This is a genomic window from Nostoc sp. MG11, assembly GCF_014904695.1.
Taxonomy (GTDB): Bacteria; Cyanobacteriota; Cyanobacteriia; order Cyanobacteriales; family Nostocaceae; genus Komarekiella.
In genome coordinates this window covers 431,598-456,480 of the sequence record NZ_JACXXN010000003.1, presented here as the reverse complement: position 1 = coordinate 456,480, position 24,883 = coordinate 431,598, and the positions used below count along the sequence as shown (strand labels likewise).

Below are 24,883 nucleotides of genomic sequence, written 5' to 3'. Positions count from 1 at the left end.
ATTGGCGCTGTCCACGCCGCACCATTAGAGTAGAAGTGGATGATAATAGGCGGGATAATGACTGGCGTGATAACAATAGGCGTCGTGACTACGGGCGCGATACACAGGGACTCAGAGCTGAGTCAGGGCCAGATGATAGAGGACGTTGGCGATTTTATAAGCCGGAAGATGTCTCACGGGATGCTATGCAAGCTCAAGGTTGCACTGATGTTGGCACTAGCGGAGCAAATTGGCGCTGTCCACGCCGCACCATCAGAGTAGAAGTGGATGATAATAGGCGGGATAATGACTGGCGTGATAACAATAGGCGTCGTGACTACGGGCGTGATACACGCAGACTCAGAGCTGAGTCTGGCCCAGATAATAGAGGGCGTTGGCGATTTTATAAGCCAGAAAATGTCTCGCGGGATGCCATGCAAGCTCAAGGTTGCACTAGTGTTGGCTCTGGCGGAGCAAATTGGCGCTGTCCGCGTCCCACCATTAGGGTAGAAATTGATGATAGGAATGAATAGAACTTGGAACGTTCTACACTGAAGCTAGTTTGATAGTGTTTCACTTTGGTAGACAATAGGCGTAGGAGCACAATATATTGTGCCCCTAATGTTTTTCCACACGTTTGAAAATGGCTGTAAAAGCAAGACAGATCAGCACATTGCTAGTGTCTGATGATATCTTCATCTCAAGGTAATGCTCTGTGCGTAGTGGTTAAAACTAGTAATCAAGAGCGATCGCTCGGTTAGCTTGTCTAATGTTTTGGGTTTTGGCGATCGCTTTCAACCTCAACTTCAGATTATTTGTTGTCCACAAAATCGGCATCAATCACATCATCATTGCGTTGAGCTTGCTGTTCTCCCCCCGCAGAGCTTGCTGCTTGGGCATAGACAGCGCTACCAACTTGCATCAAAGCTTGTTGCAACTCATTGGTCAGAGATTTAATCCGATCAAAGTTATCTTGGTTAATCGCCTCCCGCAAATCTGCTGTTAGCCCTTCAACTCGGCTTTTATCACTAGCACTCACCTTATCGCCCAAATCTCTGAGTTGTTTCTCAGCCTGATAAACTAAGGAGTCTGCTAGATTCTTGGTATCGATTTGTTCACGCCGTCTTTTGTCTTCTTCTCCGTGAGTTTGTGCGTCTTGCACCATGCGTTCTACATCTCGCTGATCGAGAGTGGAAGCACCTGTAATCGAAATCGACTGCTGTTTACCTGTAGCCTTATCTCTAGCTGTCACCGAGAGAATACCGTTAGCATCAATATCGAAAGTCACTTCGATTTGCGGTACACCTCTAGGCGCTGGCGGAATCCCGTCGAGGCGGAAGTTGCCCAGACTCTTGTTGTCTTTAGCTAATTCCCGTTCACCTTGGAGAACATGGACTTCTACATTTGCTTGACCATCGGCTGCTGTAGAGAAGATTTCAGATTTTTTGACGGGGATAGTGGTGTTGCGGCTAATAATCTTGGTCATTACGCCGCCAAGAGTTTCCACACCCAAAGACAAGGGGGTAACATCCAGCAGTAAGATATCTTTGACTTCGCCCGCCAAAACACCCGCTTGAATAGCAGCACCAACAGCTACAACTTCATCCGGGTTAACGCCTTGGTTAGGATCTTTACCCGTTATCCGCCGCACTAATTCTTGAACGGCAGGAATGCGAGTAGAACCACCAACCAACACAACTTCATCTAGTTCAGCGTTAGTGAGTTTGGCGTCCTGCAATGCTTGTTGCACTGGCTTACGGCAACGGTCAAATAGATCCGAACACATCTCCTCAAATTTAGCCCGTGTTAACGTCATATCAAGATGTTTTGGGCCTTCTTGAGTAGCAGTGATAAAGGGGAGGTTGATATTGGTTTGAGTGGCACTCGAAAGTTCAATTTTGGCTTTCTCCGCTGCTTCGGTCAGTCTTTGTAAAGCTTGCTTATCTTTACGCAGATCAATACCTTCGTTGCGCTGAAACTCATTAGCCAGCCAATCCACAATCTTCTTATCAAAGTCGTCACCACCCAGGTGAGTGTCGCCGCTGGTGGATTTTACTTCAAATACACCATCACCTACTTCCAAGATAGAAACGTCAAAGGTTCCACCACCAAGGTCAAAAACCAAGATGGTTTCATTTTGCTTTTTATCTAGACCATAAGCAAGAGCTGCTGCTGTGGGTTCGTTGATAATACGGAGGACTTCTAAACCGGCAATTTTTCCTGCATCTTTGGTGGCTTGCCGTTGAGAGTCGTTGAAGTAAGCAGGAACCGTGATTACTGCTTGAGTAACTTTTTGTCCCAAATATTTGCTAGCATCATCAACCAACTTCCGTAAAACTTGAGCAGAAATTTCTTCGGGAGCAAATTGTTTACCTTCTGCGGGACAGTCGAGTTTAACATTACCGTTGCGATCGCGCAGAATTTTGTAAGAAACTTCTGTAGCTTCATGGGTGACTTCTTCGTATTTGCGCCCAATGAAACGTTTAACAGAATAAAAGGTATTTTCCGGGTTCATTACTGCTTGGCGTCTAGCAATTTGACCTACCAAGCGTTCGCCAGTTTTGGTATAAGCTACAACGGAGGGAGTGATGCGCTGTCCCTCTGCGTTGGCGATTACCATAGGTTGCCCACCTTCTATGACGGCAACACAAGAGTTTGTCGTTCCTAGATCAATTCCAACTACTTTTGCCATATATCTTCCTGTTCAGCTTTAGCAATTGTGGCGCTGAGGAAAAAATAGGATTGACAGGAATTTATGAGATTAAAAATTACACTGCCAATCCTGTTTATTTTAGGCTTGAGATTAACTCAAGTGACAAAATTAACCGACATTAACTTTAACAGCTCTGTGTTTTTCTGATTCAGCTTTCGGTAAGGTCAAGCTGAGAATACCATTTTTGTATTCAGCTTGTACTTTGTCGTTTTGAATTAAAGAAGGTAACGGAATTACTCGCTGGAATTTACCATAACGGAATTCAGATCGAGTTACACCGTTTTCTTCTGTCTTGGATTCATATCTCCGCTCACCGCTAATAGAGACTGATTCAGGAGTTGCTTCTACATTTACATCTTTTGCTTCTAGACCAGGTACTTCTAGTCTCAAGTGAATTGCATCATCAGTTTCTTTGAGTTCGGCAGCAGGAATGAAGTTAAATCCAGTCCTTTCCTCACCATCAGTTGATACCAACCTGTCAAACAGGCGATTCATTTGCCGCTGTAAGGTATCAATTTCTCGGAATGGATCTAAACGTTCAATTTCTCGGAATGGTTCTAAGCGCTCAATATCCCGAAATGGATTCCAACGCATCAGTGCCATATATAACCTCTAAGATTCAATGTTGGGTTTCTAGGAGGCTTAAATCTCAAGCTTTGTAGCTTTACTGACAACCAGTATACTTTTTCCAAGCAATTTTCAATTTTTAAAAGCTCAATCTTTAGCTTCCTAGTTATCACATTAGGTCAAGGTTAAATTTCAGTAGGTTCGGTTTTATAGCTATGAGCGATCGCAATAACCGTACTCTATCAGAAGCGTTACAGTTCTTGACAAAATTTGTTTAAATTAAAACAGTAAACAGTGGTCAGAAAAAAACTGATAACTGTTAAACAACGCCTGCCCACGAATCGACTTTGGGTTATTAGTTTTCAGTTAAAAGTGAGCGCCCCCTTAGTGGTTCTCCTTAAACCCAATTATCTTGACTGATAACTGTTTACTGTTTACTGTTAAAACTGCCAGGTTACTTGTACTCCAAGGATATCAATGCCGCTTTCAAATTTACCTGTTAGCGTACCATCTGTAGAGCTTGACTGGTTAATTGAACTATCATCTATAAACACATGGGTATAACCAACATCAATATTAAGTGACTTAGAAGGTCGATAGCTGGCACCAAACCCGATTAAAGTGCGATCTCCACCTGGCAATCGAGCGGTGTTAAATTCCTCACTAACAGGGCTGGGATCGTAGGTAACCCCAGTTCGCAGTGTTAAGCTATCATTCACTGCGTAGTTTACTCCTAATCCAAAGCGGTAAGTATCATCCCAGTTCTGCGGCTGTACTTTATCGGCTTGAAAAGGGTTGTTAAACTTGACTCGCAGTTCTTGGAAACGGTTCCAGTTTGTCCAAGTAACATCACCGACGATTGCCAAACGCTGGCTCAGTTCTTGGTAAACAGCGAGTGACAATGTATCAGGTAGGTTCAAAAGAGCGCTGGCTCCTGTGTCTGTAAATTGTCCCCTTGCTGTCAGCGCTCTAGCACTTGCGGGTACAGTAAAGTCAGCATTTCCCCGAATCTCTTGAGTAATTGGAGAACGGTAGCTTAGACCAATGCGCGTGGTTTTAGCTGGTTCGTACATGACTCCTAGGTTGTAACCCACACTCCAATCAGAGCCAGTCACTTTGACAAAACCATCTGCTTGTTGGGATTGAGTGCGTAAGCCAACACTTTGGCCAATTAAACCAAAGTCGATCGCATTTGAGAGTGTTGCCTCAGCATATTGGATATTCAGACCTGCACCCACAGACAAGTTGTCAGTTAATTTAGCAGCCACGGTGGGATTGATATTAATAGTGGCGAGTTTCGACTCAACTGCTTGGTAGCGACCAACCCAATCGCTGTTGTATTTGGTAGATAGCCCAAAAGGGACATTGATACCAATACCCAGTTTTAGGCGATCAGAAACACTCCAAGCAGCGTACAGGTTGGGCACAATAGCATCAACGCCTGCATCTCCACCATTTCCGCCTGACAAAGGCGCACCTGTTACCACCCTAGAACCTTGGTTTTGAAAACTGACTGTAGAGAAAATGACGTATGTTGCCCCAACTAGAGAATTATCTGGTAATCGAGTCAACCCAGCAGGATTAAAGAAAATTGTACTGGCATCATCAGTGGCGATTCCATTGCCAGCGAAAGCATTTCCCAGACTTTTAACACTCTGTTCATTGAGGGCAAATCCACCAGCCAATGCGATGTTTGCCGTACTAATTACTGTCAGTGTCACCAGTATTGGCACCAGCGACAAGTCCACACGTAATTGCTTCATTTTATACCTTGATAATTGTAAATGTTGGTTGTGTTTTATGTAGTTCTGAATTTGTGATTGATTGTGAGTCTCTTTTGGGAGGCTTGAACAAGCGCGATCGCTTTGTGAACAATTTCAGCTAAATTCCGCAGCTAAGAGAAGAGATTAATGTATTTTTTGAATCATCATAATTGCATGTGCTCAATAATCTTGTGATCCGATTATTGAGCAATACGGTATCTTTGTGGTTGTTTTGCCACAAGTTTTTGGGTATAAACTCTACATTGACAGATTAGCTAATATATGCGTGATTAATCCTGTTGAATTAAGGCTGACTAATAAAGCTCAGTCGGATGAAAATCTCTTGAAGCGATCGCGCCTTGTTAATAACAGCTTGTAATCAGCTTGAGCTTGAGTAACTTTCGCTTTGGCAGAGTGTGCTATATCATCTTTGATAGTATTGATTTTGCGTACAACTGTTTTTAAATTAATCCCAGCTTGGTGAAGTTTAATTTTAGACTCAAGCCGAACTCTGATCTTCTTGTCCTCTCATCTCTGTCCATGGAGATAGTAGTTAGCCTCTAGAGATATATCCAGTTTTTATGCAGTCCTTTTCGTATCATTCCATTGAAACTTGTACATACACCATGATCCCAGGTATTATCACAACCAAGTGCCGTGGATGATGACTTTATCTCCAATCTGTTTAACAAATTTGAAAGATTCTCAATATGGAGTTTTAAAAATGTACGACAAAGATGATATAAAGACAATGATTGATGGCATGAGTTTATCTGGTGTGTTAGAGATACTTTCTCAAGTCTGTTACGAGAAAGCTGAACATCTAAGAACCAATTGGCAAGACCCTGACACTGCTAGAGCTTGGGAGAAAGTTGCCAGAGCTGTAGGAAAAATTAAGATAAAAACAGATTTATATTAACTGGGTACTTAAATTTAAAACCTCGTGAGCTATTCCATACGGGGTTTTCTGACATTTTGGGGTAAAAGCTTATACTATTACCCCAATTATGCTCTCAGCTGCTTCTCAGGAGTTCATAACACGAATAAAAAGCATTTTAGCAACTAACAAATATTACTCAAGAGATAAGCTAAGGTCATGGTAGCTTAATAATAAATATCCTCTAGGCAGCCAGTACTGAGCTAGCTGCCTAGTGGATTTCCTCCGTAATTGATTACGGCAACTAAGGAGGCAATATTATCATGGCAAATAATCCTGAAGATCAACATCCTCTAGATGTAACAAAAGATTTTCAATCTCTAGATGGTATACAGGTTCTTGTAGTAGATGATAACGCCGATAGTCTATTTTTAACTACCTGTATTCTTGAAAGCTACGGTAGTCGGGTAATCACAGCAACATCAGCTTTACAAGCTCTTGAAGTAATCAAACAATCCAAATTTGATCTTTTCATTTTTGATATCGCCATGCCAGAAATGGACGGATTTTCGTTAATTAGCAAAATTAGAGAGATGACACTCTCAGAACAACAAAAGATTCCAGCTATTGCTTTAACTGCTTTAGGTTCTGAAGAAGGTTGCAACCTTGCTGTGACATCAGGTTTTCAAAGCTACGTGAATAAGCCTGTAGAACCTACTCTCTTAATAGCAGAGATCACAAAACTTCTTCATAGTTCTGTGTTTAACAATGGCAAACAATAGGAATGGTCACTCTTTCTATGAGGTGTATACAAAGCGATCGCAATACCCATCATTTGATCGAGGCGTTGTAAGGAGCCGCAAATAAACCAGGCGGTCGCGGAACTTCACGCCAGTTGGTCAAGCGTTTGCGGCAAGAGGTACAGGAGCAGAGGGCAGGGGAGCGAGAGAAGAATAAATAAAAGACAAATGACCAATGACCAATGACAAAATCTCTAAATTGTCAGATTGAAGCGATCGCTCCAGAATTATTGAGGCATTCTGAAGTATGTTAATCTTCAGCCATTAGTCGAAAATTTAGAAGCTCAACATCCATGTGCCAACTACTCGGAATGAACTGCAATGTTCCAACGGATATTTGCTTTTCTTTTGAAGGGTTCTCTGCACGGGGAGGAAAAACGGATGACCATAGCGATGGTTGGGGCATTGCTTTCTTTGAAGGAAAGGGATGTCGAATGTTTTTGGATGCCCAGCCTTCTGTTGCTTCTCCGGTAGCAGAGTTTGTACGAAGCTATCCCATCCACTCGACCCATGTAATTGCTCATATCCGCAAAGCTACTCAAGGTGAAGTTGCTCTACACAACTGTCATCCTTTCCGCAGAGAATTGTGGGGGAAGTATTGGGTGTTTGCCCACAATGGAAATTTGCCAGATTTTCAACCGAAAAACATGGGCTTTTATCAAGCTGTGGGTAACACTGATAGTGAAAAAGCATTCTGCTTGATGCTAGAAACGTTGCGACAAAGTTTTCCTGATGGTGAGCCTACCATCAAGGAACTGTACTTAGTCTTACTGGAAATCACTGAATTAATTGCGTCAGCAGGCATCTTTAACTACCTATTGTCAGATGGGGAACACTTTTTTGCGTACTGTTCAACCAAGCTCAGCTACATTGTGCGTCAAGCGCCTTTTGCTGCTGCTCACTTGATTGACCAAGACATGACCGTAGATTTTCGAGAGTTGACTACTGAGAATGATCGCGTCGCCGTCATTGCCACTACCCCTCTGACCGACAACGAAGTTTGGACGCCAATCCCACTAGGAGAACTACTAGTATTTCAGGACGGTTTACCCTTGAAATTTGCTTGATACGAGTAATGAGGGTGAGTGCTGAGTGAGTGCGGAAGCGCGATAGCGGGGCGTTTAGCCCGTGCTGAGTATGAACCCAGTTGCTTCAGGGCTTTGAGCAATCAACACTGTCCTAATCTATGTGAGTACGGCCATAACTCCTCATTTCTGCCTTCTACCGCTTAATTGTGATGACAATTTGATAGTTGAAACTCATTACAGTTTTAATCATCAAACTGGTGATAGAATCTCCATATTCTCTATCGAGAATGTGCTGTTATTCTCTTGCATTTGCGATCGGATACCTGCAATCATCTATTACCATAAACAGTATATAACTGTATTCCCATCAATTAGCTGTAGTTTAAAGGAGGATATGAGATGACTTTGTGGCAGCGCCCACTGAAAAGATTACAAGCGATGCCTCCGGCGGGCTACGCCTACGCTGAACAAAGAACACGGTTCAGACTGAATTCGCTCAAAGGCTTTGTATCGCTATTTTTAGTAGGAGCCGTTCTGAGTGTGGCACTCGCCGCCTGTGGTGGAAATGTCAGCAATTCGACTACTGAAGCCCCTGCGGCTAGCCCTGTTGCTGCCAACAAGCAGAATGTTGAACTAACGCTGGTTTCCTTTGCTGTCACTAAAGCAGCTCACGAAGCCATCATTCCTAAATTTGTAGAACAGTGGAAGAAAGAACATAATCAAACCGTCAGCTTCAAGCAAAGCTATGGTGGGTCTGGTTCCCAAACTCGTGCTGTTATCGATGGTTTGGAAGCAGATATTGTCCACTTAGCATTAGCTGGAGACACCCAAAAGATTGAGAAGGCTGGATTGATTCAGCCAGGATGGGAGAAAGAAGTTCCCAATAATGGCATTGTCTCTAAATCTGTGGCGGCACTAATAACTCGTCCAGGTAATCCTAAAGGCATTAAGACCTGGGAAGATTTAGTAAAAGGTGATGTAAAACTGATTACCGCTGACCCCAAAACATCAGGTATTGCTAGGTGGAATTTCTTGGCACTATGGAATTCTGTGATTAAAACTGGTGGAGATGAGGCCAAAGCTACTGAATATGTAACTAAAGTTTACAGTAATGTACCAATCCTGACTAAAGATGCGCGAGAAGCAACTGACACATTTACTAAGCAAGGTCAGGGAGATGTTTTAATTAATTACGAAAACGAAGTTCTCTTGGCACAGCAAAAGGGCGAGAAAGTTGATTACATCGTTCCTGAAGTGAACATATCTATTGACAATCCGATCGCTGTGGTAGACAAGAACGTCGATAAGCACGGCAACCGCGAAGTTGCTGAAGGTTTTGTCAAATTCCTCTATACTCCAGAAGCACAGCAAGAGTTTGTCAAATTAGGATTTCGACCCGCAAATGAGGAAGTAGCCCAAACTAAAGCAGCTACAGATAAATTTCCCAAAGTGAAAACTCTGGGTACAGTTCAGGACTTTGGCGGTTGGGAAGCAATTGATCAAAAGTTCTTTGTAGATGGGGGTATGTTTGATAAGATTCAAGCCCAAAGGAAACGATAATTAGTTATTAGTTATTAGTCAGTCGTTACTGTTAGTAGAAAAAATAACTGACTATTAACTACCAACAGAAAAATTCTTGTGAATTTGAAATTTTGAATTCTTGACTATGACTTTATCTCCTTCTGTAGAAATTGACCGTAAAACTCCAGCTTGGAAGGGATTTCTCCATCAGTTGTTGCACCTTCCTTGGACATGGCGAATTACCCTAGGGTATCTAACAGTGATGTTATTTATCCCCATAGTTGCTATGTTCCTAAAAGCGAGTACGGAACCTCCGGCGAGATTTTGGGCGATCGCAACCAGTGATATCGCGCTAGCAACATACAATGTCACTTTTGTCACGTCAATACTAGCTGCTTTGATCAATGGGATCTTTGGTACTCTGATTGCTTGGGTTTTAGTTCGCTATGACTTTCCTCTGAAACGGGTAATTGATGCCACAGTGGATTTACCCTTTGCCCTGCCAACTTCCGTAGCAGGGTTAACACTGGCAACAGTTTACAGTAATAATGGCTGGATTGGTTCGCTACTAGAACCTCTAGGAATTAAGGTATCTTTCACCCGTTTGGGTGTATGGGTAGCAATGGTATTTATCTCACTGCCTTTTGTGGTGAGAACTGTGCAACCTGTACTTCAAGAAATGGAACAGGAAATTGAAGAAGCCGCTTGGTGTCTAGGTGCTTCTCAATGGCAAAGTTTCTGGAAAGTGATTTTGCCACCATTGTTTCCGACAATTTTGACTGGTGTTGCCTTGGGTTTCTCCCGTGCAGTTGGGGAGTATGGTTCAACGGTGATTATCTCTTCCAATACACCTTTCCAAGATTTAATCGCACCTGTACTAATTTTCCAACGCTTAGAGCAGTATGACTATTCTGGTGCAACTGTAATTGGTGTGGTTCTGCTGGCAATTTCATTAGTGCTGTTACTGGCAATTAATTTCTTACAAGCATGGGCTAGACGATATGACAGTAAATGAGCCAAGTTTTCACTCATCTGGGTCTAATACAGATATAGTAAAGCCAAAACAGCAGAAGAGTTGGGTTCCAACACTTTTGATTGGTATAGCAGTTGTCTATTTGGCCTTAGTTCAATACATCCCTGCACTCAACGTTTTTTTCCAAGCCTTTAGAAAGGGCGTTGGGCCGTTTTTATCTAACCTGACACACCCCGCCTTTCTGCATGCAGCTGGGCTGACATTGTTACTGGCGATCATTACTCTACCTATAAATACAGTATTTGGACTGTGTGCAGCTTGGGCGATCGCTCGCCATAAATTTCCTGGCCGCGCCGTAGTTCTGAGCATTATTGACCTGCCCTTTTCTATATCGCCCGTAGTTGCAGGATTGATGATTGTACTCCTCTACGGACGAAATGGATGGTTTGGGCCTTGGCTCCAGGCACATGATATCAAGATTATCTTTGCCTTTCCAGGTATGGTGCTAGCTACGGCATTTGTTAGTATGCCTTTTGTCGCTAGAGAAGTAATTCCTGTTTTAGAGGAGTTTGGCAAGGATCAAGAAGAAGCTGCTAAGACCTTAGGTGCAAACGATTGGCAGATATTCTGGCGTGTTACTTTGCCTAGTATCCGCTGGGGTTTACTCTACGGCTTAATTTTGACTAATGCCAGAGCAATGGGTGAGTTCGGGGCAGTTTCAGTAGTATCTGGTAATATTGCTAGCCAAACCCAGAGCTTACCACTGTTTGTAGAAGACGCTTACAAACAGTATGAAACTGAAGCTGCTTTCTCTGCGGCTGTATTGTTGGCACTACTAGCAGTAGTAACTTTAGTACTGAAGGAAATTTTAGAACGGAAAACTCGTATTAAAGATGTTGAATAGGACAATTAAGTAGCTAGGTATAATTAAATATAAAAAAATCTTAGTTCGTAGTGAGCGATTCATCGCTCAAAACAAGGATGATCAGGACTAAAGTCCTTACCCTTCTCCTAACGGAGACGCTGCGCGAACGGGTGACGCTCCTACGTCGCTAACGCTACGCTATCGTTAGTCGCTCATGGGGGAAACCTCCATCGCCCTTGGCGTCTCCCCTTGGGAGAAGACCGCGCTAACTCACTACAAACTTTAATTTATTTACGCCTAGCTACTTAAGCAGTTATAAAAGTTATCTGAACGATAACTATAAGCAAATCGTGGGATATGGTACGAGCCGCTTAATACCTATCAAAAAATTACTATTAGAGGTAAAAGTAGTTCCGTACCAATCCCGATCAGGAATTAAAATAATTTTAGATATGGCTAGTGACAATACGCTTACCCATAAACGGATTCGAGTCAGGATTCCCAAGGACTATCACTCCCAACCTGTCATTTCTCGCCTGGTGTCTGACTACGGTCTAACTGTAAATATTACTGCGGCAATTCTGGGAGCCAATGCTGTTGGTGATGGTTGGTTTGACCTTGATCTCCAAGGAACAAATACACAAATTCAAAATGGGTTGACATACCTTCATGACTTAGAACTTGAAGTCTGGGATGAAACCAAAACAGGTGATTGGTAAAATCATTTTCTACCCATAGCAATAGCGAAACAATCCAATCCACTAGTATATTCTTTATTGATTGATATATGTGTCGAATAGCGTTTCGACATATGTACAGGCAACATATTTGCTGCTAATTTTATATGGACATTTAGCCCTTTAAAACCTTATTTAGAGCGATAAATCGCTCACTACGAACAAAAATTTTATTTTACATTTGATTACGTCTATTTACTTAGTTAATAAATACATTTTTTACTAAATTTTAAAATTTTTGCAAACACCATATTCTTGACTGAGATTATGGTGTTTTCTCTTGCTATTTCATCTGGATATCTGTACTATGTTAGGACTTACGCATTGAAGCCTAAAACCTAGATCCCCCCTAGCCCCCCTTTTTAAGGGGGGAACTTCTAAAGCCCCCTTAAAAAGGGGGTTGGGGGATCTGAGTGCGTAAGTCCTGTATGTATTACCAAACCTCAAAACACTATATCTTGAGCGATAAACTGTAGATTATATATAGGGAGTATAGAGTCAGTATGTGCCTGGATATCTGCAATAGATAGAAACGTACCTCATTGAAAGGGACTGGGTATTGATTATTTATTCACCTTATCCCCCAATCCCCACGTCCTCTCGATTCCTTAATTTTTATGTCTCAAAAGAAATCTCCTCAACTTACGCCAGTTGATAGCCGCATTCGCATACCTCAGCATTACCAACGGCAACCTGTGATTTCACGTTTGGTATCGCGTTATGGTGTCACCGTTAATATCACATCTGCGATGCTCACACCAACAGAAAACTACGGTTGGTTTGACTTACAGTTGCAAGGCAATTCAGAACACATCTGTAGTAGCCTGTTGTACTTACAGAAATTGGGAGTAGATTTAATGCAGCTGAGTATTGCTGGAAGTATGCAGCATAATTTGAGTTCTCAGCCATTTCCCAGCCAAAAACTCAATAAACGAGAATTTGCACCTTTGGCTACGTCTTCGCACACTCAAGCCTACCAAGGCTATAGTGGTCAATCTCACAGACTGCGCTTGCAAATTTGCATCTTGAAAGATTATTACCAAATACCAGTTATCTCTGAGTTGGTTTCTCGCCACGGTATTACAGTCAATATTATTGCGGCATCACTACCAGCAAATCAGCAAGATGATGGTTGGTTTGATCTGGATCTTTGGGGTAGACCACAGCAACTTTTTTCTAGTTTTAATTATTTAGAAAAACTAAAGTTACCACTATGGCTAGACGCATCTTCTATGCATGGACATATCCTTTAAATCTAATACCAGTTTGTAGTTAATATTTTAGTCAAGCACTTAAAATCTATCAACAAACCGTAGTTAAATATAGTTATGTACCAAATTGAATGAGCGGAGAACTATGGGAATTAGGGTAGACAATATTTCTAAGCACTATGGAACTTTTCGTGCTGTTGATGATGTAAGTTTGGATATTAAAAATGGATCTCTAGTAGCATTATTAGGCCCTTCAGGTTCAGGAAAATCCACCTTACTCAGGATGATTGCGGGATTAGAAACACCAGATGCAGGTCAAATTTGGTTAGTGGGTGAAAATGCTACTTACCGCAGCGTACAACAACGCAATGTTGGCTTTGTTTTTCAGCACTATGCACTATTTAAACACCTGACAGTGCGTGAGAATATCGCCTTTTCTATGGATCTTCGTAAACATCCTAAACACCATGTACGACAACGCGTTGAGGAACTTTTGGAATTGGTACAGATGCAGGGATTTGGCGATCGCTATCCTTCCCAGCTTTCTGGTGGTCAACGACAACGGGTAGCATTAGCACGGTCACTTGCTGTGCAGCCTCCCATCCTGTTATTAGATGAGCCTTTTGGGGCCTTAGATGCTAAAGTCCGCAAGGATTTACGTGTTTGGTTACGCAATCTGCATTCTGAAGTTCATGTCACTACCGTATTCGTCACTCATGACCAAGAGGAAGCAATGGAAGTTGCTGACGAAATTGTAGTGATGAATCACGGACGGGTAGAACAAGTTGGGAGTCCGGCTGACATTTATGACAACCCAGCAACACCGTTTGTGATGAGTTTTATTGGCCCCGTGAACGTCTTACCTAGTCATGTCGGTATCGCACCCAACAAAAATACAACTTCTCCCAGTGACAAAGTTTTTCTCCGACCACATGATATTTTGATTAAGACTGAACCGAGTGAGAATAACACATCTGTCATTGTTGAAAGGATTATTCATCTAGGCTGGGAGATTCGTGTAGAGTTAGTTTTGCAGTCTGGTGAAACGCTCAATGCTTATCTGAGTCGAGAACAGTTCCATCAGCTTCAGCTACGAAAGGGACAACGTGTCTACATCCAACCGAAACAAACTAAGGTGTTTGCTGCTGCTTATGCTTAAGGTAAGAGTTCTGAATTATTAAGTGTAGAAACCGGATTGTTGTGTAAATCCGGTTTCGTAAGTATTCAAATTTCTAACCCATCTAAATTCTTTAGAATTAACCCTAGGTATAGAAAGGATGCGGGAGCGATCGCTAAAACTGAGCAAGTTGTCAGATTACCCACTAACCCATACTCCATCACTCCAGCATAAAAGTCTGCAAATAATCTAATGGAACTGTGAAGACATAGTAGATCACTCCTATACCAAGGAGAGCCACAGCCAAACTCGCAAGAATTATCCAACGGTCTGGCGGTTGATAGGTATCTTCGTCAATATCTCGACGAACAGCGAAATAATGCTGAGTTGAAAGTAACACTGTCAACACACCCACCAAAGCGAACGCTAAACCCAACTTCCAACCATTACCAGGAGGTTGTGGCGCTAATGGAGGACGGATAATACGCAAACGCACAATCAACACACCAAAACCCATGAGCGCAATACCACTACGCATCCATGCTAGATAAGTGCGTTCATTTGCCAAATGATCCCGTATTCGATCTGACCTATACTTCTGTACTTTTTCTGTTTTTTGTGTCTCTAATTTTTCTGCTTCTATCTTCATAGAATTTGCATTTTAGAATAATTGTTAAAATTGTTGAATACTTAATTAATATTTTCTCAAAAAAAATACAAAAAAAATAATATTTTTATGGCGACAATATTTATTGATTAATTCAGCCTACTTAATCAATTATATTTATCTAAATATAATAATCAATTACATCGCTTTTTTCGCCAGTAATCTGAGCTTTCTGATGTGATCAAGTCAACAAATAAGAGTTAGGGCAATTCTGACTCTCATTTTTGTGTTATTCTTACTTACAGCAGATTTCAGGTACATAAATTACATAAATAAAACCCGAAACCCTGTAGAGACGTTACATGTAACGTCTCTACGTATGATTAATTAAAATGCCAATTAATGTAATTAGCAAATTAAATTAGTAACAGTTACTCAATCGTCAATTTTTGCATTGGTAATTCCGGCATCAAGCGCAGCTTGTAAATTATCAGGAATAAACCAGTTTGCTTCGCCAGACTTGAAAATATTGGCAGGTGGGAGATTAAATTCAGTCTCTCCAGTTTGGGGGTTACTTGTAGCAACTAACCGAGTTCCATGAATAATCTTAAAAGCGGTAGCAGGTGTACCTTCCTGTCCTTCTGTAGCAACTTGACCAGGGATATAAACGCCTTGACAGTCCCACTCATCATCAGTTTCCGCACCACTAGGTAGCAAATACAATTCATTATCGTAAGTTGAGCGAGATTTTTTGGGTTTCTGACCGTAGACTAACAGCGTCTTTCCTGTTTCATTACGGCATATTCCAACTTTTTCGCCAGTTTCAATAATATATTTCTGAAACTGTAAATTGGAGACTTTTTGTAGGATCTCTGGTGTAGTGCCTTGTGTTTGTTTCTCTTGTAAGGCAGTATCTAGTGCTTTGGTGATTTCTATGTAATCTGGATCATCTGCATATTTTTTTCCTGCCCAAGATGGCTGAGCGACCATCAAGTTTATCAGTAGCAATAAGCAAACAACAGTGATTTTGACCAACTTAGTTTTGAAAAAATTCATGTGTTTATCCTTGTGAATCAAAAAACTCTCTACTAGCTGTTAAATACCTAATTTAAGGTATTTCGTGAGCAATTTTTCGTTTAGTTTGATGTTTGAGAAAATTTTATTTTTGCTCAAGTCTAGACAAAACTTCAGATTCGGGTGATCCCAAAGGAAATCTGTAATTTTCCCGCCATGTATTCCTACCTAGAATTAACAAGTAGGAACCAAGACTTACACAAATGATGACAACTAAGGCAGGAGTTTCTAAAGTGTGACTTTCCATCAAAATGGAAACACCCAATCCGATTAAGATAAAGGGAACAAGAGAATTACCATAGCGAGTAATTACAGAAGCGATCGCACTTACCTGAGTTAAGCAATAGGCTGCATAACACCACATACCTACCATCACAAAAAACACTGCCAAAATAATTAGTAAGCTATCCCATGTATTAGTAGCAAACATTGGCATATAGATACTAATGTTGTCACCACCATTAGCGATTGTTACTGCTGCTACACCGTAGGTTTGGGGAGAGAGAAAATTGCACCACCAAGATTGAGAAGATTCAGGAGTATTGGGATCTTCCTCATCATCAGTCTCTTGATTTAGTAAGCGACTGATACCAATGATGATGGGAACAATACCGAGTAAACCAATCCAGGATTCTGGTAGGATGAATTTGCTAAAAAAGCTAGGTAAACTTGCAATTACCAGCGCACTAAAACCTAGATATTGACCGATAACAATGTGGCGGCGCTGAAAGCAAGCATTTATTTGTGAGAAAAATAGCGATAAGATGACAATATCATCAAGATTGGTGGCAACGAAAGCAGTAAGTCCTGTAGGAATAGCAGTTAGTAATCCGCTCATTTATTGTGTCTCGTTATTCAATTTTATATTTTAGATTTTGCGAAAAGTTGTAAGGAGGGTTTCCCTCCGTAGCAAACTTTTCAAGACGGATTTTAGATTGATCCCACAGATAAATCTGGGCGCTTGTACCATCAAGAGTGTCGGTCAATGGTAGTGATTCTCAATCATCTGTATTCGTGGGTAGCTGGGATGCTTGTTGATACGCAGGTTTAAAGTTTTGAATATGGAATTAGCTACTAGGACTTGTCTTGCAGTGAAAAGGTAATTATTGTTGAGGTTTAAATTCTGTTATTATCAGCAAATTTTTCAGTTTATAGATGTCCGATTACGGTTGAATCGAACTGGTGATTTGCCTTAACCAAGAATACTGTTTTAAAGGCATAGTTTCACTTTATGGTTTACTATCAATAAAAGCAAACAGTGTTTTTTGTTAAATCCATAGATAGAACTTATTGATTATAGATATGAACGCATCCAATACCTTTTGGTTAAAGGGGAAAGGGAAAAGGTGAAATTTCTTCCTTACCCTTTAACCTTTTCTCAAATCTTAAAGGAGATAAGAAGTGCTTATAAGGGAAAGTATTGTTACCGTATCCACATAATTGAAGAACATTTGAAATTATCTACAGTTTTCCGCCCAATCTGCCGTATAATAATTTTGTGGTATTCAAAATCACTATCCTACAAGCTTGTACCATAGCCAAAATGACGCTGGAGCAGTTGCGAATCTTTTTAGCCGTTGCAGAAGTGTTGCACTTTACCCGCGCAGCTGAAGCACTTTATATTACTCAACCAGCAGTGAGTGCTGCCATTCAAACTTTAGAGACAGAATATGGTGTCAGGTTATTTCATCGCATTGGTCGTCATATTGAAATTACCGATGCGGGTAAATTATTGCAGAGTGAGGCGCAGAAAATTCTTGATCATGTAGAGTTAACAGAACGTGGTTTGAAGGAATTAAATAATTTGCAACGTGGAGAGTTGAAATTAGGTGCAAGTCTCACGGTTGGAAACTATTGGTTACCCGAAAAAATTAGCCAGTTCAAACAGTTGTATCCTGGCATTTTTATCAACTGTAAGCTAGGAAATGCTGAAGAAATTTGTGAAGGAACTGCTGTTGGTATGTATGATTTGGGTTTAGTGACAGGGGATATTAAGCCATCATTGCAACACTGTTTAGATAAAGACGAAGTAGGAAGCGATCGCCTGCAAATTGTTGTTAGCAAATCTCACCCTTGGTTTCAGCGTACCGAGATTTATCTAGACGAATTACTCAGTACTAGTTGGGTGATGCGTGAATCAGGTTCCGGCGCACAGCAGATGTTTCACCAAGCCTTACAAAGTTGGGGAATTGAACCCAGCAACTTGAATGTTGTACTCAACCTGAACACTAGTGAAATGGTGAAAGCAGTTGTAGAAAGTGGTGTTGGTGCGGCTGCACTTCCCGAATCTATGGTGAAAAAAGAATTGCAACTAGGGACATTACACGCCGTACGAATTATCGATCCGCAAAAACAATCTGGAAAGAAATTGGAAATTGTCCAGCCTATTTGGAAACTGAAACACCGTCAACGTTTTCATACACGGGTGATGACAGCTTTTGAAAATCTTTTAATCCAAGATAATGTCCAAGTTGCTTAATAATTCATAATTCATAATTCATAATTCATAATTCATAATTTACACATTTGTTTTTTTTAGTAAAATTGTTAAACAAATACAACTTGCTGCTAGCTTTAAAAGACTTAAAGTTTGAGTTTTTAAAACAATAAAACCGCCTAAAAATATCAATACAAAAGGAAAAATATAGCCACTGTATCGACTTAAGATATTTGCAACTTTTGTTTGATAAGTAAATTTATCAGCTAAATAACACCAAAGTGCTATTAAAATCAAAAATACTCCAATAATAATCACAAAATTCTCTAAATTACTACTAGCAAACAACGGCACATAGACGCTGATGTTATCGCTTCCATTAGCGATAGTGATGGCTGCAACGCTGTATGTCTGTGCATTAAAAATACTTGCCGTGTTTGTATCTTGATATTCTGCTGTTGCAACCATAACCTCTTGTGATACATCTTCCTCTCGATTGATCAAACTGCTAATACCTATCGCAATGGGTAATAATCCCAGCAATCCAATCCAATTAGGTGGTATGACTAATCCACCAAATAACCCCGGAAGACTAGCAATAACTAACACCGTAAAGCCTAAATATTGACCAGCAACAATATGCCGACGCCTGAAACTAGAATTTAGCTGAGAAAACAGCAGTAATAAAATAACGATATCATCAATGTTAGTGGCAATGAAGGCTGAGATTCCAACCAGGAGTGTAGTAATTAACTCACTCATTTCAGTAAACCCTAATTTCTTTGCTTAAGATTTCATTGGTTAATCATTATTGCTGACAACCTCACATGAATAAAATTAGTACAACTATTATTGAGGGAATTATTGCTTTTGTCGCCACCAATATTGACGACATTATCATATTATTGCTATTTTTTTCCCAACTAAATACTCAATTTCGTCGTCGGCATATTTTCGTTGGTCAGTATCTTGGTTTTACTGCTATCATTATTGCCAGTTTACCAGGATTTTTTGGTGGCTTAATAGCACCGAGAGCCTGGATAGGTTTATTGGGGATACTACCAATAGCAATTGGAATCAAGCAATTACTGAATCAAGAAACAGAAAATATCGAAGTTCAGACTGTTACTACTAATTTTAAACCATCTACTACCAGTAACCCCATACTATCTTTTATTTCGAGTGTTCTGAGTCCCCAAACTTATAAAGTTGCAGCAATCACCTTTGCAAATGGCGGTGATAATATCGGCATTTATATTCCATTATTTGCTGGTAACAGTTTTGACAGTTTACTAGTGATTCTCATAGTATTTTTTATTATGGTAGGGGTTTGGTGTGCTGTTGCTTATTTCTTAGCTCGTCAAACCACAATTGCCTATATTTTAAATCGCTATGGTAAAACTGCTGTGCCATTTATATTGATTGGTCTGGGTTTGTACATCATGTATGAAAGGGGCACATTTACCTTATTACCTTGGGTAAAATAATCGTTTTTCTCTTCATCTATATCATCTGAGATTATTTAAACTCGTCTTAATATCAGTAAGCATAGTAACATAGGGTGGAATTTAAAATTAAAAAACCTTTTAACTAGGGTTTTTGGGCTGTGAATGATGCTTTTGTTTTTGCGAGTCTGTCGTAGTTAAATCCATCATTTTTATTTATCGTTTTGAAAAGAAAGAATATTTGCTTTTATTGGGTAGAAAGCAATAATATGTTGGTCAGACAAAGCTAAAGTATATTGCTGCAAAAAAAACTACTAGTTCATTTGATAGCGATCGCCTCCAACAATTATAAAAAATAACTGGCTGCTCCATTTAATAAACTAACTTTAAGCTCACCATCATTAATATAGAGTAAATAATAAAACGTAATGGTTTTAACGGTACAATTTGGCAGATTTTCGTCCCCAGTATTACTCCTGGTACTGAGCCAAACCATATTGGTAGTACTAAACTCCAATCAACTGTACCCAATGTGAGGTGTCCAATAGCGGTAAATAGTAAGAGAATTGCTGCTTGGGAAATATCTGTACCAACTAATTTACGTGCATCCAAACGGAAAAATGCAATCAGCGCTAAAGCAAACATTGAACCGGAAGAGACGCTTGTAAGACCCACAATACAACCTAAAAATGCTCCTACACTGAGCGTCTGTAAGCGTCCCATTTGAGTTTTTAAGTCAAATTCTGGGAGTTCAGGTAATTGAAACTTTGGAAAGAAAATCAACAGTAGCATTTGCACCAAAGCCAAAGCTGTAACCAACAGAATCGTCACACCCAACAAGTGAAGCATGATGTTGTTTAGGTTATGCTTGCCATTCTGTCTAATTAGGTGCAGTATCCCTACCCCAAACAGTGAACCAGGAACACTTCCCAAAGCTAGCCATTTCACTACTTGCACATCAAGGGTTTGTTGCTGCCAGTGCTTGATGCTACCAACGATTTTCATCAGTGTAGCAGCAACTACATCAGAACTTATTGCGATCGCAGGCGGTACTTGAAAAATAAAAATCAACATTGGGGTAATCAGAGAAGCGCCACCAATTCCCGTCAGTCCCACAACAATGCCGACCAGAAAGCTGAAGAGAGGTAATAATAAAAAGTCCATACTACTGTCTTTGAGTGGGGTTTTGTGAATGCGGCTTTGTTTCGCTGAAACAAAAAAACTCGCTGTAATGCTTTCTTGCTAGGCGTTTCGGGCAATTTTAACTTTTGACAATCCGCTGAAAAATTTCCGTCAAATACTAAAATTTGATCGGTTTACCGTATTTTAATGTTAAAAATATTAAAAGTCCATGTTTATATAGAATGATACGAAATATAAATATAAATTTATACTTCAGGTTAAAGTATTTTATTCGACAAACTGAGTTTCAGCCTATATATAAAGTTCAGTAGTAAACTAGATAGCAGTATTTCAAAAAACTACATTATTTTCAGCGTAATACCGTATTTGCTATGACAGAGTTAGATAAAGTCAACGAGGAAAATCAACAAACAGCAGCATCTTTGCAAAAGCCACAGTCTCTCATCGGGTTTGTGCAAAAATTGTTAATTATCCATTGGCGTTCTTTGTTGCTACTATTGGCGGGGGTATATCTACCACTGCAAATTTTTGGACTGCTTGCATTAGAGGTGCAGCAAAAAGAGGGTAGTTTTCCTTGGGATTTGCCGATTTTGATGACGGTTCACTCTCTAGCACAGCCGCAGTTAGATGTATTCGCAGCAATGTTGACAAAATTGGGTTCGTTTTGGACTGTGTTACCTATACTGAGTATCATTGCACTCATTTTATTAGTACAACGTCGCTGGCGATCGCTCACTTATCTACTCATTACTACTGCTGGTAGTGCAATTATTAACCGCACAGCTAAGGAATTTTGGCACAGAGTACGTCCTGATTTGTGGAACTCAGTTGCACCAGAATTTGATTATTCATTTCCTAGTGGTCATTCCATGACAAGTATGACTTTGATTGCCATCTTGGTAGTTTTGACTTGGGGTAGTGCCTGGTGCTGGTTAGTATTAACTTTGGGTAGCTTGTTTATCTTAGCCATTGGCTGGACACGGCTATATTTGGGAGTTCATTTTCCTAGTGACATTATCGCAGGTTGGATGGTAGCGATCGCTTGGGCAATTGGTGTGAGTTTAATTATTCGACCATTATCACAGTCGGCAAATATTATCAGTGAAAAGCCAGTGAGTGAAACAAAATTGCTCTCTGAAGAACAGGAGTTGTTTAATCAAGAATAAAGTTTTTTAGTTCGTAAGTATAGGTTTTATTAATACAATCTAAATACGTAAACTTTCTACTCTACTAGACTCAAAATCTTCTAGACTTTTTTGATATTTTATCATAAAATACGGTAAGTCGATAAAATTACTGTACTACCATGATTGACATTGAGAAAAATGTTCAAGAGTCGTTGTCAAAAACTACAGAGAATTTACCCAAAACACTATTGCAGAAGATTAGAGGTGGATTTTTTTTAGTTACCGGATATTTGTTGTCACCATTATGCTGGTGGAATGACTTGATATTTAATTTACCAATTGCTTATTTATTTGGTTATATTTGTAGTCTTTTTGCTCCTAAATTACTTATGCCTTGTGTCATCATTGGTTACTGGCTATCTAATATTATTGGTATTCTCTTAATGCAAGCAGGTGCAATTGATATTTTCCAAAAACAACCCCAAGAACGAAACTTAAAAAAAGAATTATTTACAGGCTTAATTTCTTCAACTGCGTATACCTTTTTAATTCTATTATTAATCCAGTTTAAAATTATCGATACTCCTAATTTTTTCTCTGGTAGTTAACCAAAACAGCAGTTATTAATTATTGTTGATAGGTTCGTAGTAAGCACTTTAGCGCTTAAAAAATTAAGGACTTAAGTCCTTACTACAAACACTTATGACCATCAAAATTAATGAGACAGACCACTATAAATATCTTTAACTGGTAGTTAATCAAAAAAGCAGTATTAATCATGGGTTGATTAATCATAGTAAAATCACTTTAATTTTAAAATATCATTCATATTTAAAAAATTTGGACTATCCTTCGTCATAATTAAAGGTAATTTCCCATCCCATTTTTCTATAGCCTGTCTTTCCAAAATCTCATCAGTCAAACTCTCGTGTAATAATTTGTTTACTTCTGCTTCTCCTTTAGCCAAATTTACCTTAGCCTCTGCTTCCTTTGCTGCTTTCAATGCGATAAAACCAGCTCGCTTAGCATCTTGTTCTGCAATCTGTTTTGCCTCTACCGCTTCATTAAATCTATCTGAAAAATTGACATGAACTAAAGAAATATCATCAACTGCAATATGGTAACTACGTAATCTCGTCGTCAATGTATTATCAAAGTCAGACTTTAATTCTCCTCGTTTGGTGACTATTTCTTCTGCTGTATACTTTGCGATGATTGCTTTTAAAACTTCTTTAATTGCGGGATTAATAATTTTTTCAATTACATCTTTTTCATCACCAACATCTCGAAAAATTATATTAGTTTCTTCAGGTAGAATATGCCAGTTTAACACTACATCTGTATATACATCTTGTAAATCTTTAGAAGGAGATTCAGCAGAAATGTCTTGTTTTTGAACTCTCACACTGATTCTTCTGACTGTATTGACAATAGGAATTATGGCATGTATTCCTTCTTGCAATACTGTTTCTTGAACTTTACCAAAGTGCATTAATACACCGCGTTCTCCAGCATTTATCACCACAAAAGGTGTCAGTAAAATTGTGATTAAAAATAAAAGTGCAGTTAATTTACCAGCACTACTTGTTAGCTTAATTTGTTTCATATTTAGCAAGACAATTTGTATTCTATTTGTGCAATTTTTTGGAAAAGTGTTTGCTTATACTACGATAATTCGATGGGAATAAGTCAGTTAATAAGTATTGTATACGAATATGTCATAGGTTTATCTGCAAAACAAGCCGCCAACAGTGAGAGCAGTAGTCCTTTTAAGGTGGGTAAAAATCCAAAAAAATTTTGCGAATTTTGGGCTTTTCGGCTTCGTGTACTAGTGCCTTTGTGTTCAAAAGTCAATTTTTTAACCACCCTTCGGGTGACGCTCTTGAGCGTCGCTCTAAGCGTACCCCTATGGGGAAGCAAGCTACGCCTTGGTTTCGTAGAGAAGCCATGCCGTTGGCGCAGCCTCTCTTAGAGAAGGCTTTACACGCTAACACCAGTCGCCTACGGCGCTGGTTCACTAAGACGCTAAGACACCAAGAAAAATGCATTACACCTTGAAAGGGATACAGTGAGAACAGTTATGGCATTAGGAGTTAGTTGTCCTCCACTCGTTCACTCCTCATCTCCCTCTAAGCTTTTCCAAAAGCAGCAATAGCCCTGTAACTCAGATTGAGTACGGTAAACCGTATTTGCTCGTTAGTTCACAAAGATTAATTTAATTGTTAAGTTTAGTTACATAAATTAAAAATTACTACTAACCAGGAGAACTTATGAAAATCAGTAGTAACTTTGATGAGCAAAGCAGATTAAACAACTTTGCGATTGCACATCAGATGTATGTCAGCCAACAATCCCAGTTTGGTTTTACTGAGTATGCCGAAAAGTTGAATAGTCGCTTGGCGATGATTGGGTTTGTTTTTCTTGTAGTTCTGGAAGTTCTGACTGGTCATGGTGCGATTAGTTTTTTTACCAGTTTTTAATCAAACTTCTCAAGCTACTCCAAAAATAAGATTTACTTAATAAATATTGTTTAAATTTGACATGGAAGCCACAAAGCAATTAGTTCATTTTTTAGAAGAAGATTTGGGCATATCTGACAGAGCAATTTCTCTGGCGTTGCGACATTGTGAACAAACACCCAACTTTTTACCCATAACCCTCTGGCAGTATGGCCTGGTGACATTGGATCAATTAACCCAAATTTTTGACTGGCTGGAAACAGTTTAAGCAACTGCTTCAACTCTTTGGGATAGAAATAGCTAGCTTCCTGAGACACTGGCACTTTCAAGAGTTTTAACAAAAAAAGCAAGGATTTAAAGAGAATCCCCTGATCAAATTGGGTTCTCCTAACTCCTGTCTCCTAACTCCTGGGGTCTTAATTACGAATTAGTCCGACTCC

Annotated in this window: 25 protein-coding genes and 1 pseudogene; 17 read left to right on the top strand and 9 right to left on the bottom strand. The window is 39.8% G+C overall.

Annotated features, from left to right (window positions below; genetic code table 11):
• Window positions 1–512: pseudogene (locus HCR01_RS07380) on the top strand (hypothetical protein); the annotation flags it as partial.
• Between the two features lie 278 nt (window positions 513–790).
• Here HCR01_RS07380 and dnaK read toward each other — a convergent pair.
• From dnaK to HCR01_RS07365, 3 genes are all read right to left on the bottom strand, one after another.
• Window positions 791–2,671 carry a molecular chaperone DnaK gene (dnaK, locus tag HCR01_RS07375; RefSeq protein ID WP_193195585.1) on the bottom strand — a complete coding sequence of 627 codons (1,881 nt, stop codon included), beginning with the start codon at window positions 2,669–2,671 and terminating at the stop codon, window positions 791–793.
• Window positions 2,672–2,800: 129 nt separating this feature from the next.
• Complete coding sequence (locus HCR01_RS07370; protein WP_193195584.1) at window positions 2,801–3,295, bottom strand: Hsp20/alpha crystallin family protein; 495 nt, start codon at window positions 3,293–3,295, stop codon at window positions 2,801–2,803.
• A 404-nt stretch (window positions 3,296–3,699) separates the two neighbouring features.
• The gene (locus HCR01_RS07365; RefSeq protein WP_193195583.1) at window positions 3,700–5,022 is read right to left on the bottom strand and encodes an OmpP1/FadL family transporter; all 1,323 of its coding nucleotides are present in this window, start codon (window positions 5,020–5,022) and stop codon (window positions 3,700–3,702) included.
• Window positions 5,023–5,746: 724 nt separating this feature from the next.
• Here HCR01_RS07365 and HCR01_RS07360 point away from each other — a divergent pair.
• The 9 genes from HCR01_RS07360 (at window position 5,747) to HCR01_RS07320 (ending at window position 14,193) form a co-directional block, all read left to right on the top strand.
• On the top strand, window positions 5,747–5,941 hold the full coding sequence (locus HCR01_RS07360) for a hypothetical protein (protein WP_162397429.1): 195 nt from the start codon (window positions 5,747–5,749) through the stop codon (window positions 5,939–5,941).
• Window positions 5,942–6,222: 281 nt separating this feature from the next.
• Complete coding sequence (locus HCR01_RS07355; RefSeq protein WP_193195582.1) at window positions 6,223–6,681, top strand: response regulator; 459 nt, start codon at window positions 6,223–6,225, stop codon at window positions 6,679–6,681.
• A gap of 311 nt (window positions 6,682–6,992) precedes the next feature.
• The gene (locus HCR01_RS07350) at window positions 6,993–7,766 is read left to right on the top strand and encodes a class II glutamine amidotransferase (RefSeq protein ID WP_193195581.1); all 774 of its coding nucleotides are present in this window, start codon (window positions 6,993–6,995) and stop codon (window positions 7,764–7,766) included.
• A 360-nt stretch (window positions 7,767–8,126) separates the two neighbouring features.
• Entirely contained in the window at window positions 8,127–9,287 is a 1,161-nt protein-coding gene (locus HCR01_RS07345; protein WP_193195580.1) for a sulfate ABC transporter substrate-binding protein, read from the top strand.
• 106 nt (window positions 9,288–9,393) lie between these two features.
• Window positions 9,394–10,263, top strand: a complete 870-nt coding sequence (gene cysT / locus HCR01_RS07340) for a sulfate ABC transporter permease subunit CysT (protein WP_193195579.1) — start codon at window positions 9,394–9,396, stop codon at window positions 10,261–10,263.
• Window positions 10,250–11,125, top strand: coding sequence for a sulfate ABC transporter permease subunit CysW (gene cysW, locus HCR01_RS07335; protein ID WP_193195578.1), 876 nt, complete (start codon window positions 10,250–10,252; stop codon window positions 11,123–11,125). Before cysT ends, cysW begins: the two co-directional genes overlap by 14 nt.
• 413 nt (window positions 11,126–11,538) lie before the next feature.
• Complete coding sequence (locus tag HCR01_RS07330; protein WP_193195577.1) at window positions 11,539–11,805, top strand: NIL domain-containing protein; 267 nt, start codon at window positions 11,539–11,541, stop codon at window positions 11,803–11,805.
• Between the two features lie 635 nt (window positions 11,806–12,440).
• A complete protein-coding gene (locus tag HCR01_RS07325) occupies window positions 12,441–13,076 on the top strand; it encodes an NIL domain-containing protein (protein ID WP_193195576.1) in 636 nt (211 codons plus the stop codon).
• A 103-nt stretch (window positions 13,077–13,179) separates the two neighbouring features.
• Window positions 13,180–14,193 carry a sulfate/molybdate ABC transporter ATP-binding protein gene (locus HCR01_RS07320; protein WP_193195575.1) on the top strand — a complete coding sequence of 338 codons (1,014 nt, stop codon included), beginning with the start codon at window positions 13,180–13,182 and terminating at the stop codon, window positions 14,191–14,193.
• A 178-nt stretch (window positions 14,194–14,371) separates the two neighbouring features.
• On the opposite strand, the gene HCR01_RS07315 is transcribed toward HCR01_RS07320, so the two are convergent.
• The 3 genes from HCR01_RS07315 to HCR01_RS07305 all read right to left on the bottom strand — a co-directional run bounded on the left by HCR01_RS07315 (window position 14,372) and on the right by HCR01_RS07305 (window position 16,670).
• Window positions 14,372–14,800, bottom strand: a complete 429-nt coding sequence (locus HCR01_RS07315) for a YidH family protein (RefSeq protein ID WP_193195574.1) — start codon at window positions 14,798–14,800, stop codon at window positions 14,372–14,374.
• A 393-nt stretch (window positions 14,801–15,193) separates the two neighbouring features.
• On the bottom strand, window positions 15,194–15,814 hold the full coding sequence (locus HCR01_RS07310) for a hypothetical protein (protein ID WP_193195573.1): 621 nt from the start codon (window positions 15,812–15,814) through the stop codon (window positions 15,194–15,196).
• Window positions 15,815–15,917: 103 nt separating this feature from the next.
• Window positions 15,918–16,670, bottom strand: a complete 753-nt coding sequence (locus HCR01_RS07305; protein ID WP_193195572.1) for a cadmium resistance transporter — start codon at window positions 16,668–16,670, stop codon at window positions 15,918–15,920.
• 705 nt (window positions 16,671–17,375) lie between these two features.
• On the opposite strand from HCR01_RS07305, the gene HCR01_RS07300 reads away from it, so the two are divergent.
• Window positions 17,376–18,311 carry a LysR substrate-binding domain-containing protein gene (locus HCR01_RS07300; protein ID WP_193195571.1) on the top strand — a complete coding sequence of 312 codons (936 nt, stop codon included), beginning with the start codon at window positions 17,376–17,378 and terminating at the stop codon, window positions 18,309–18,311.
• Window positions 18,312–18,350: 39 nt separating this feature from the next.
• Here HCR01_RS07300 and HCR01_RS07295 read toward each other — a convergent pair whose 3' ends face one another.
• The gene (locus HCR01_RS07295; protein ID WP_193195570.1) at window positions 18,351–19,031 is read right to left on the bottom strand and encodes a cadmium resistance transporter; all 681 of its coding nucleotides are present in this window, start codon (window positions 19,029–19,031) and stop codon (window positions 18,351–18,353) included.
• Between the two features lie 65 nt (window positions 19,032–19,096).
• Between HCR01_RS07295 and HCR01_RS07290 the strand changes: the two genes are divergently transcribed.
• The gene (locus HCR01_RS07290) at window positions 19,097–19,756 is read left to right on the top strand and encodes a cadmium resistance transporter (RefSeq protein WP_193195569.1); all 660 of its coding nucleotides are present in this window, start codon (window positions 19,097–19,099) and stop codon (window positions 19,754–19,756) included.
• A 330-nt stretch (window positions 19,757–20,086) separates the two neighbouring features.
• On the opposite strand, the gene HCR01_RS07285 is transcribed toward HCR01_RS07290, so the two are convergent.
• Window positions 20,087–20,878: a sulfite exporter TauE/SafE family protein gene (locus tag HCR01_RS07285; protein WP_193195568.1), complete on the bottom strand. Its 792-nt coding sequence runs from the start codon at window positions 20,876–20,878 to the stop codon at window positions 20,087–20,089.
• 350 nt (window positions 20,879–21,228) lie between these two features.
• Between HCR01_RS07285 and HCR01_RS07280 the strand changes: the two genes are divergently transcribed.
• Both HCR01_RS07280 and HCR01_RS07275 read left to right on the top strand, forming a co-directional pair.
• Window positions 21,229–22,023 carry a phosphatase PAP2 family protein gene (locus tag HCR01_RS07280; protein WP_193195567.1) on the top strand — a complete coding sequence of 265 codons (795 nt, stop codon included), beginning with the start codon at window positions 21,229–21,231 and terminating at the stop codon, window positions 22,021–22,023.
• Between the two features lie 140 nt (window positions 22,024–22,163).
• Window positions 22,164–22,592, top strand: coding sequence for a hypothetical protein (locus HCR01_RS07275; protein ID WP_193195566.1), 429 nt, complete (start codon window positions 22,164–22,166; stop codon window positions 22,590–22,592).
• A 194-nt stretch (window positions 22,593–22,786) separates the two neighbouring features.
• Here the strand turns inward: HCR01_RS07275 and HCR01_RS07270 are convergent, their stop codons facing one another.
• Window positions 22,787–23,590 (bottom strand): prohibitin family protein, encoded by an 804-nt coding sequence (locus tag HCR01_RS07270; protein ID WP_193195565.1) that lies wholly within the window; start codon window positions 23,588–23,590, stop codon window positions 22,787–22,789.
• A 191-nt stretch (window positions 23,591–23,781) separates the two neighbouring features.
• Here HCR01_RS07270 and HCR01_RS07265 point away from each other — a divergent pair, with 191 nt between their 5' ends.
• The 3 genes from HCR01_RS07265 to HCR01_RS07255 all read left to right on the top strand — a co-directional run bounded on the left by HCR01_RS07265 (window position 23,782) and on the right by HCR01_RS07255 (window position 24,711).
• Entirely contained in the window at window positions 23,782–24,042 is a 261-nt protein-coding gene (locus tag HCR01_RS07265; protein ID WP_193195564.1) for a hypothetical protein, read from the top strand.
• A 212-nt stretch (window positions 24,043–24,254) separates the two neighbouring features.
• Window positions 24,255–24,464: a high light inducible protein gene (locus tag HCR01_RS07260; RefSeq protein ID WP_193195563.1), complete on the top strand. Its 210-nt coding sequence runs from the start codon at window positions 24,255–24,257 to the stop codon at window positions 24,462–24,464.
• Between the two features lie 61 nt (window positions 24,465–24,525).
• A complete protein-coding gene (locus HCR01_RS07255) occupies window positions 24,526–24,711 on the top strand; it encodes a DUF2949 domain-containing protein (RefSeq protein ID WP_193195562.1) in 186 nt (61 codons plus the stop codon).
• Window positions 24,712–24,883 lie beyond the last annotated feature (172 nt).

Bases quoted from the DNA above. Each gene is read 5' to 3' on its own strand.
- dnaK (WP_193195585.1), bottom strand. From the start codon at position 2,671: ATGGCAAAAGTAGTTGGAATTGATCTAGGAACGACAAACTCTTGTGTT.
- HCR01_RS07370 (WP_193195584.1), bottom strand. From the start codon at position 3,295: ATGGCACTGATGCGTTGGAATCCATTTCGGGATATTGAGCGCTTAGAA.
- HCR01_RS07365 (WP_193195583.1), bottom strand. From the start codon at position 5,022: ATGAAGCAATTACGTGTGGACTTGTCGCTGGTGCCAATACTGGTGACA.
- HCR01_RS07360 (WP_162397429.1), top strand. From the start codon at position 5,747: ATGTACGACAAAGATGATATAAAGACAATGATTGATGGCATGAGTTTA.
- HCR01_RS07355 (WP_193195582.1), top strand. From the start codon at position 6,223: ATGGCAAATAATCCTGAAGATCAACATCCTCTAGATGTAACAAAAGAT.
- HCR01_RS07350 (WP_193195581.1), top strand. From the start codon at position 6,993: ATGTGCCAACTACTCGGAATGAACTGCAATGTTCCAACGGATATTTGC.
- HCR01_RS07345 (WP_193195580.1), top strand. From the start codon at position 8,127: ATGACTTTGTGGCAGCGCCCACTGAAAAGATTACAAGCGATGCCTCCG.
- cysT (WP_193195579.1), top strand. From the start codon at position 9,394: ATGACTTTATCTCCTTCTGTAGAAATTGACCGTAAAACTCCAGCTTGG.
- cysW (WP_193195578.1), top strand. From the start codon at position 10,250: ATGACAGTAAATGAGCCAAGTTTTCACTCATCTGGGTCTAATACAGAT.
- HCR01_RS07330 (WP_193195577.1), top strand. From the start codon at position 11,539: ATGGCTAGTGACAATACGCTTACCCATAAACGGATTCGAGTCAGGATT.
- HCR01_RS07325 (WP_193195576.1), top strand. From the start codon at position 12,441: ATGTCTCAAAAGAAATCTCCTCAACTTACGCCAGTTGATAGCCGCATT.
- HCR01_RS07320 (WP_193195575.1), top strand. From the start codon at position 13,180: ATGGGAATTAGGGTAGACAATATTTCTAAGCACTATGGAACTTTTCGT.
- HCR01_RS07315 (WP_193195574.1), bottom strand. From the start codon at position 14,800: ATGAAGATAGAAGCAGAAAAATTAGAGACACAAAAAACAGAAAAAGTA.
- HCR01_RS07310 (WP_193195573.1), bottom strand. From the start codon at position 15,814: ATGAATTTTTTCAAAACTAAGTTGGTCAAAATCACTGTTGTTTGCTTA.
- HCR01_RS07305 (WP_193195572.1), bottom strand. From the start codon at position 16,670: ATGAGCGGATTACTAACTGCTATTCCTACAGGACTTACTGCTTTCGTT.
- HCR01_RS07300 (WP_193195571.1), top strand. From the start codon at position 17,376: ATGACGCTGGAGCAGTTGCGAATCTTTTTAGCCGTTGCAGAAGTGTTG.
- HCR01_RS07295 (WP_193195570.1), bottom strand. From the start codon at position 19,031: ATGAGTGAGTTAATTACTACACTCCTGGTTGGAATCTCAGCCTTCATT.
- HCR01_RS07290 (WP_193195569.1), top strand. From the start codon at position 19,097: ATGAATAAAATTAGTACAACTATTATTGAGGGAATTATTGCTTTTGTC.
- HCR01_RS07285 (WP_193195568.1), bottom strand. From the start codon at position 20,878: ATGGACTTTTTATTATTACCTCTCTTCAGCTTTCTGGTCGGCATTGTT.
- HCR01_RS07280 (WP_193195567.1), top strand. From the start codon at position 21,229: ATGACAGAGTTAGATAAAGTCAACGAGGAAAATCAACAAACAGCAGCA.
- HCR01_RS07275 (WP_193195566.1), top strand. From the start codon at position 22,164: ATGATTGACATTGAGAAAAATGTTCAAGAGTCGTTGTCAAAAACTACA.
- HCR01_RS07270 (WP_193195565.1), bottom strand. From the start codon at position 23,590: ATGAAACAAATTAAGCTAACAAGTAGTGCTGGTAAATTAACTGCACTT.
- HCR01_RS07260 (WP_193195563.1), top strand. From the start codon at position 24,255: ATGAAAATCAGTAGTAACTTTGATGAGCAAAGCAGATTAAACAACTTT.
- HCR01_RS07255 (WP_193195562.1), top strand. From the start codon at position 24,526: ATGGAAGCCACAAAGCAATTAGTTCATTTTTTAGAAGAAGATTTGGGC.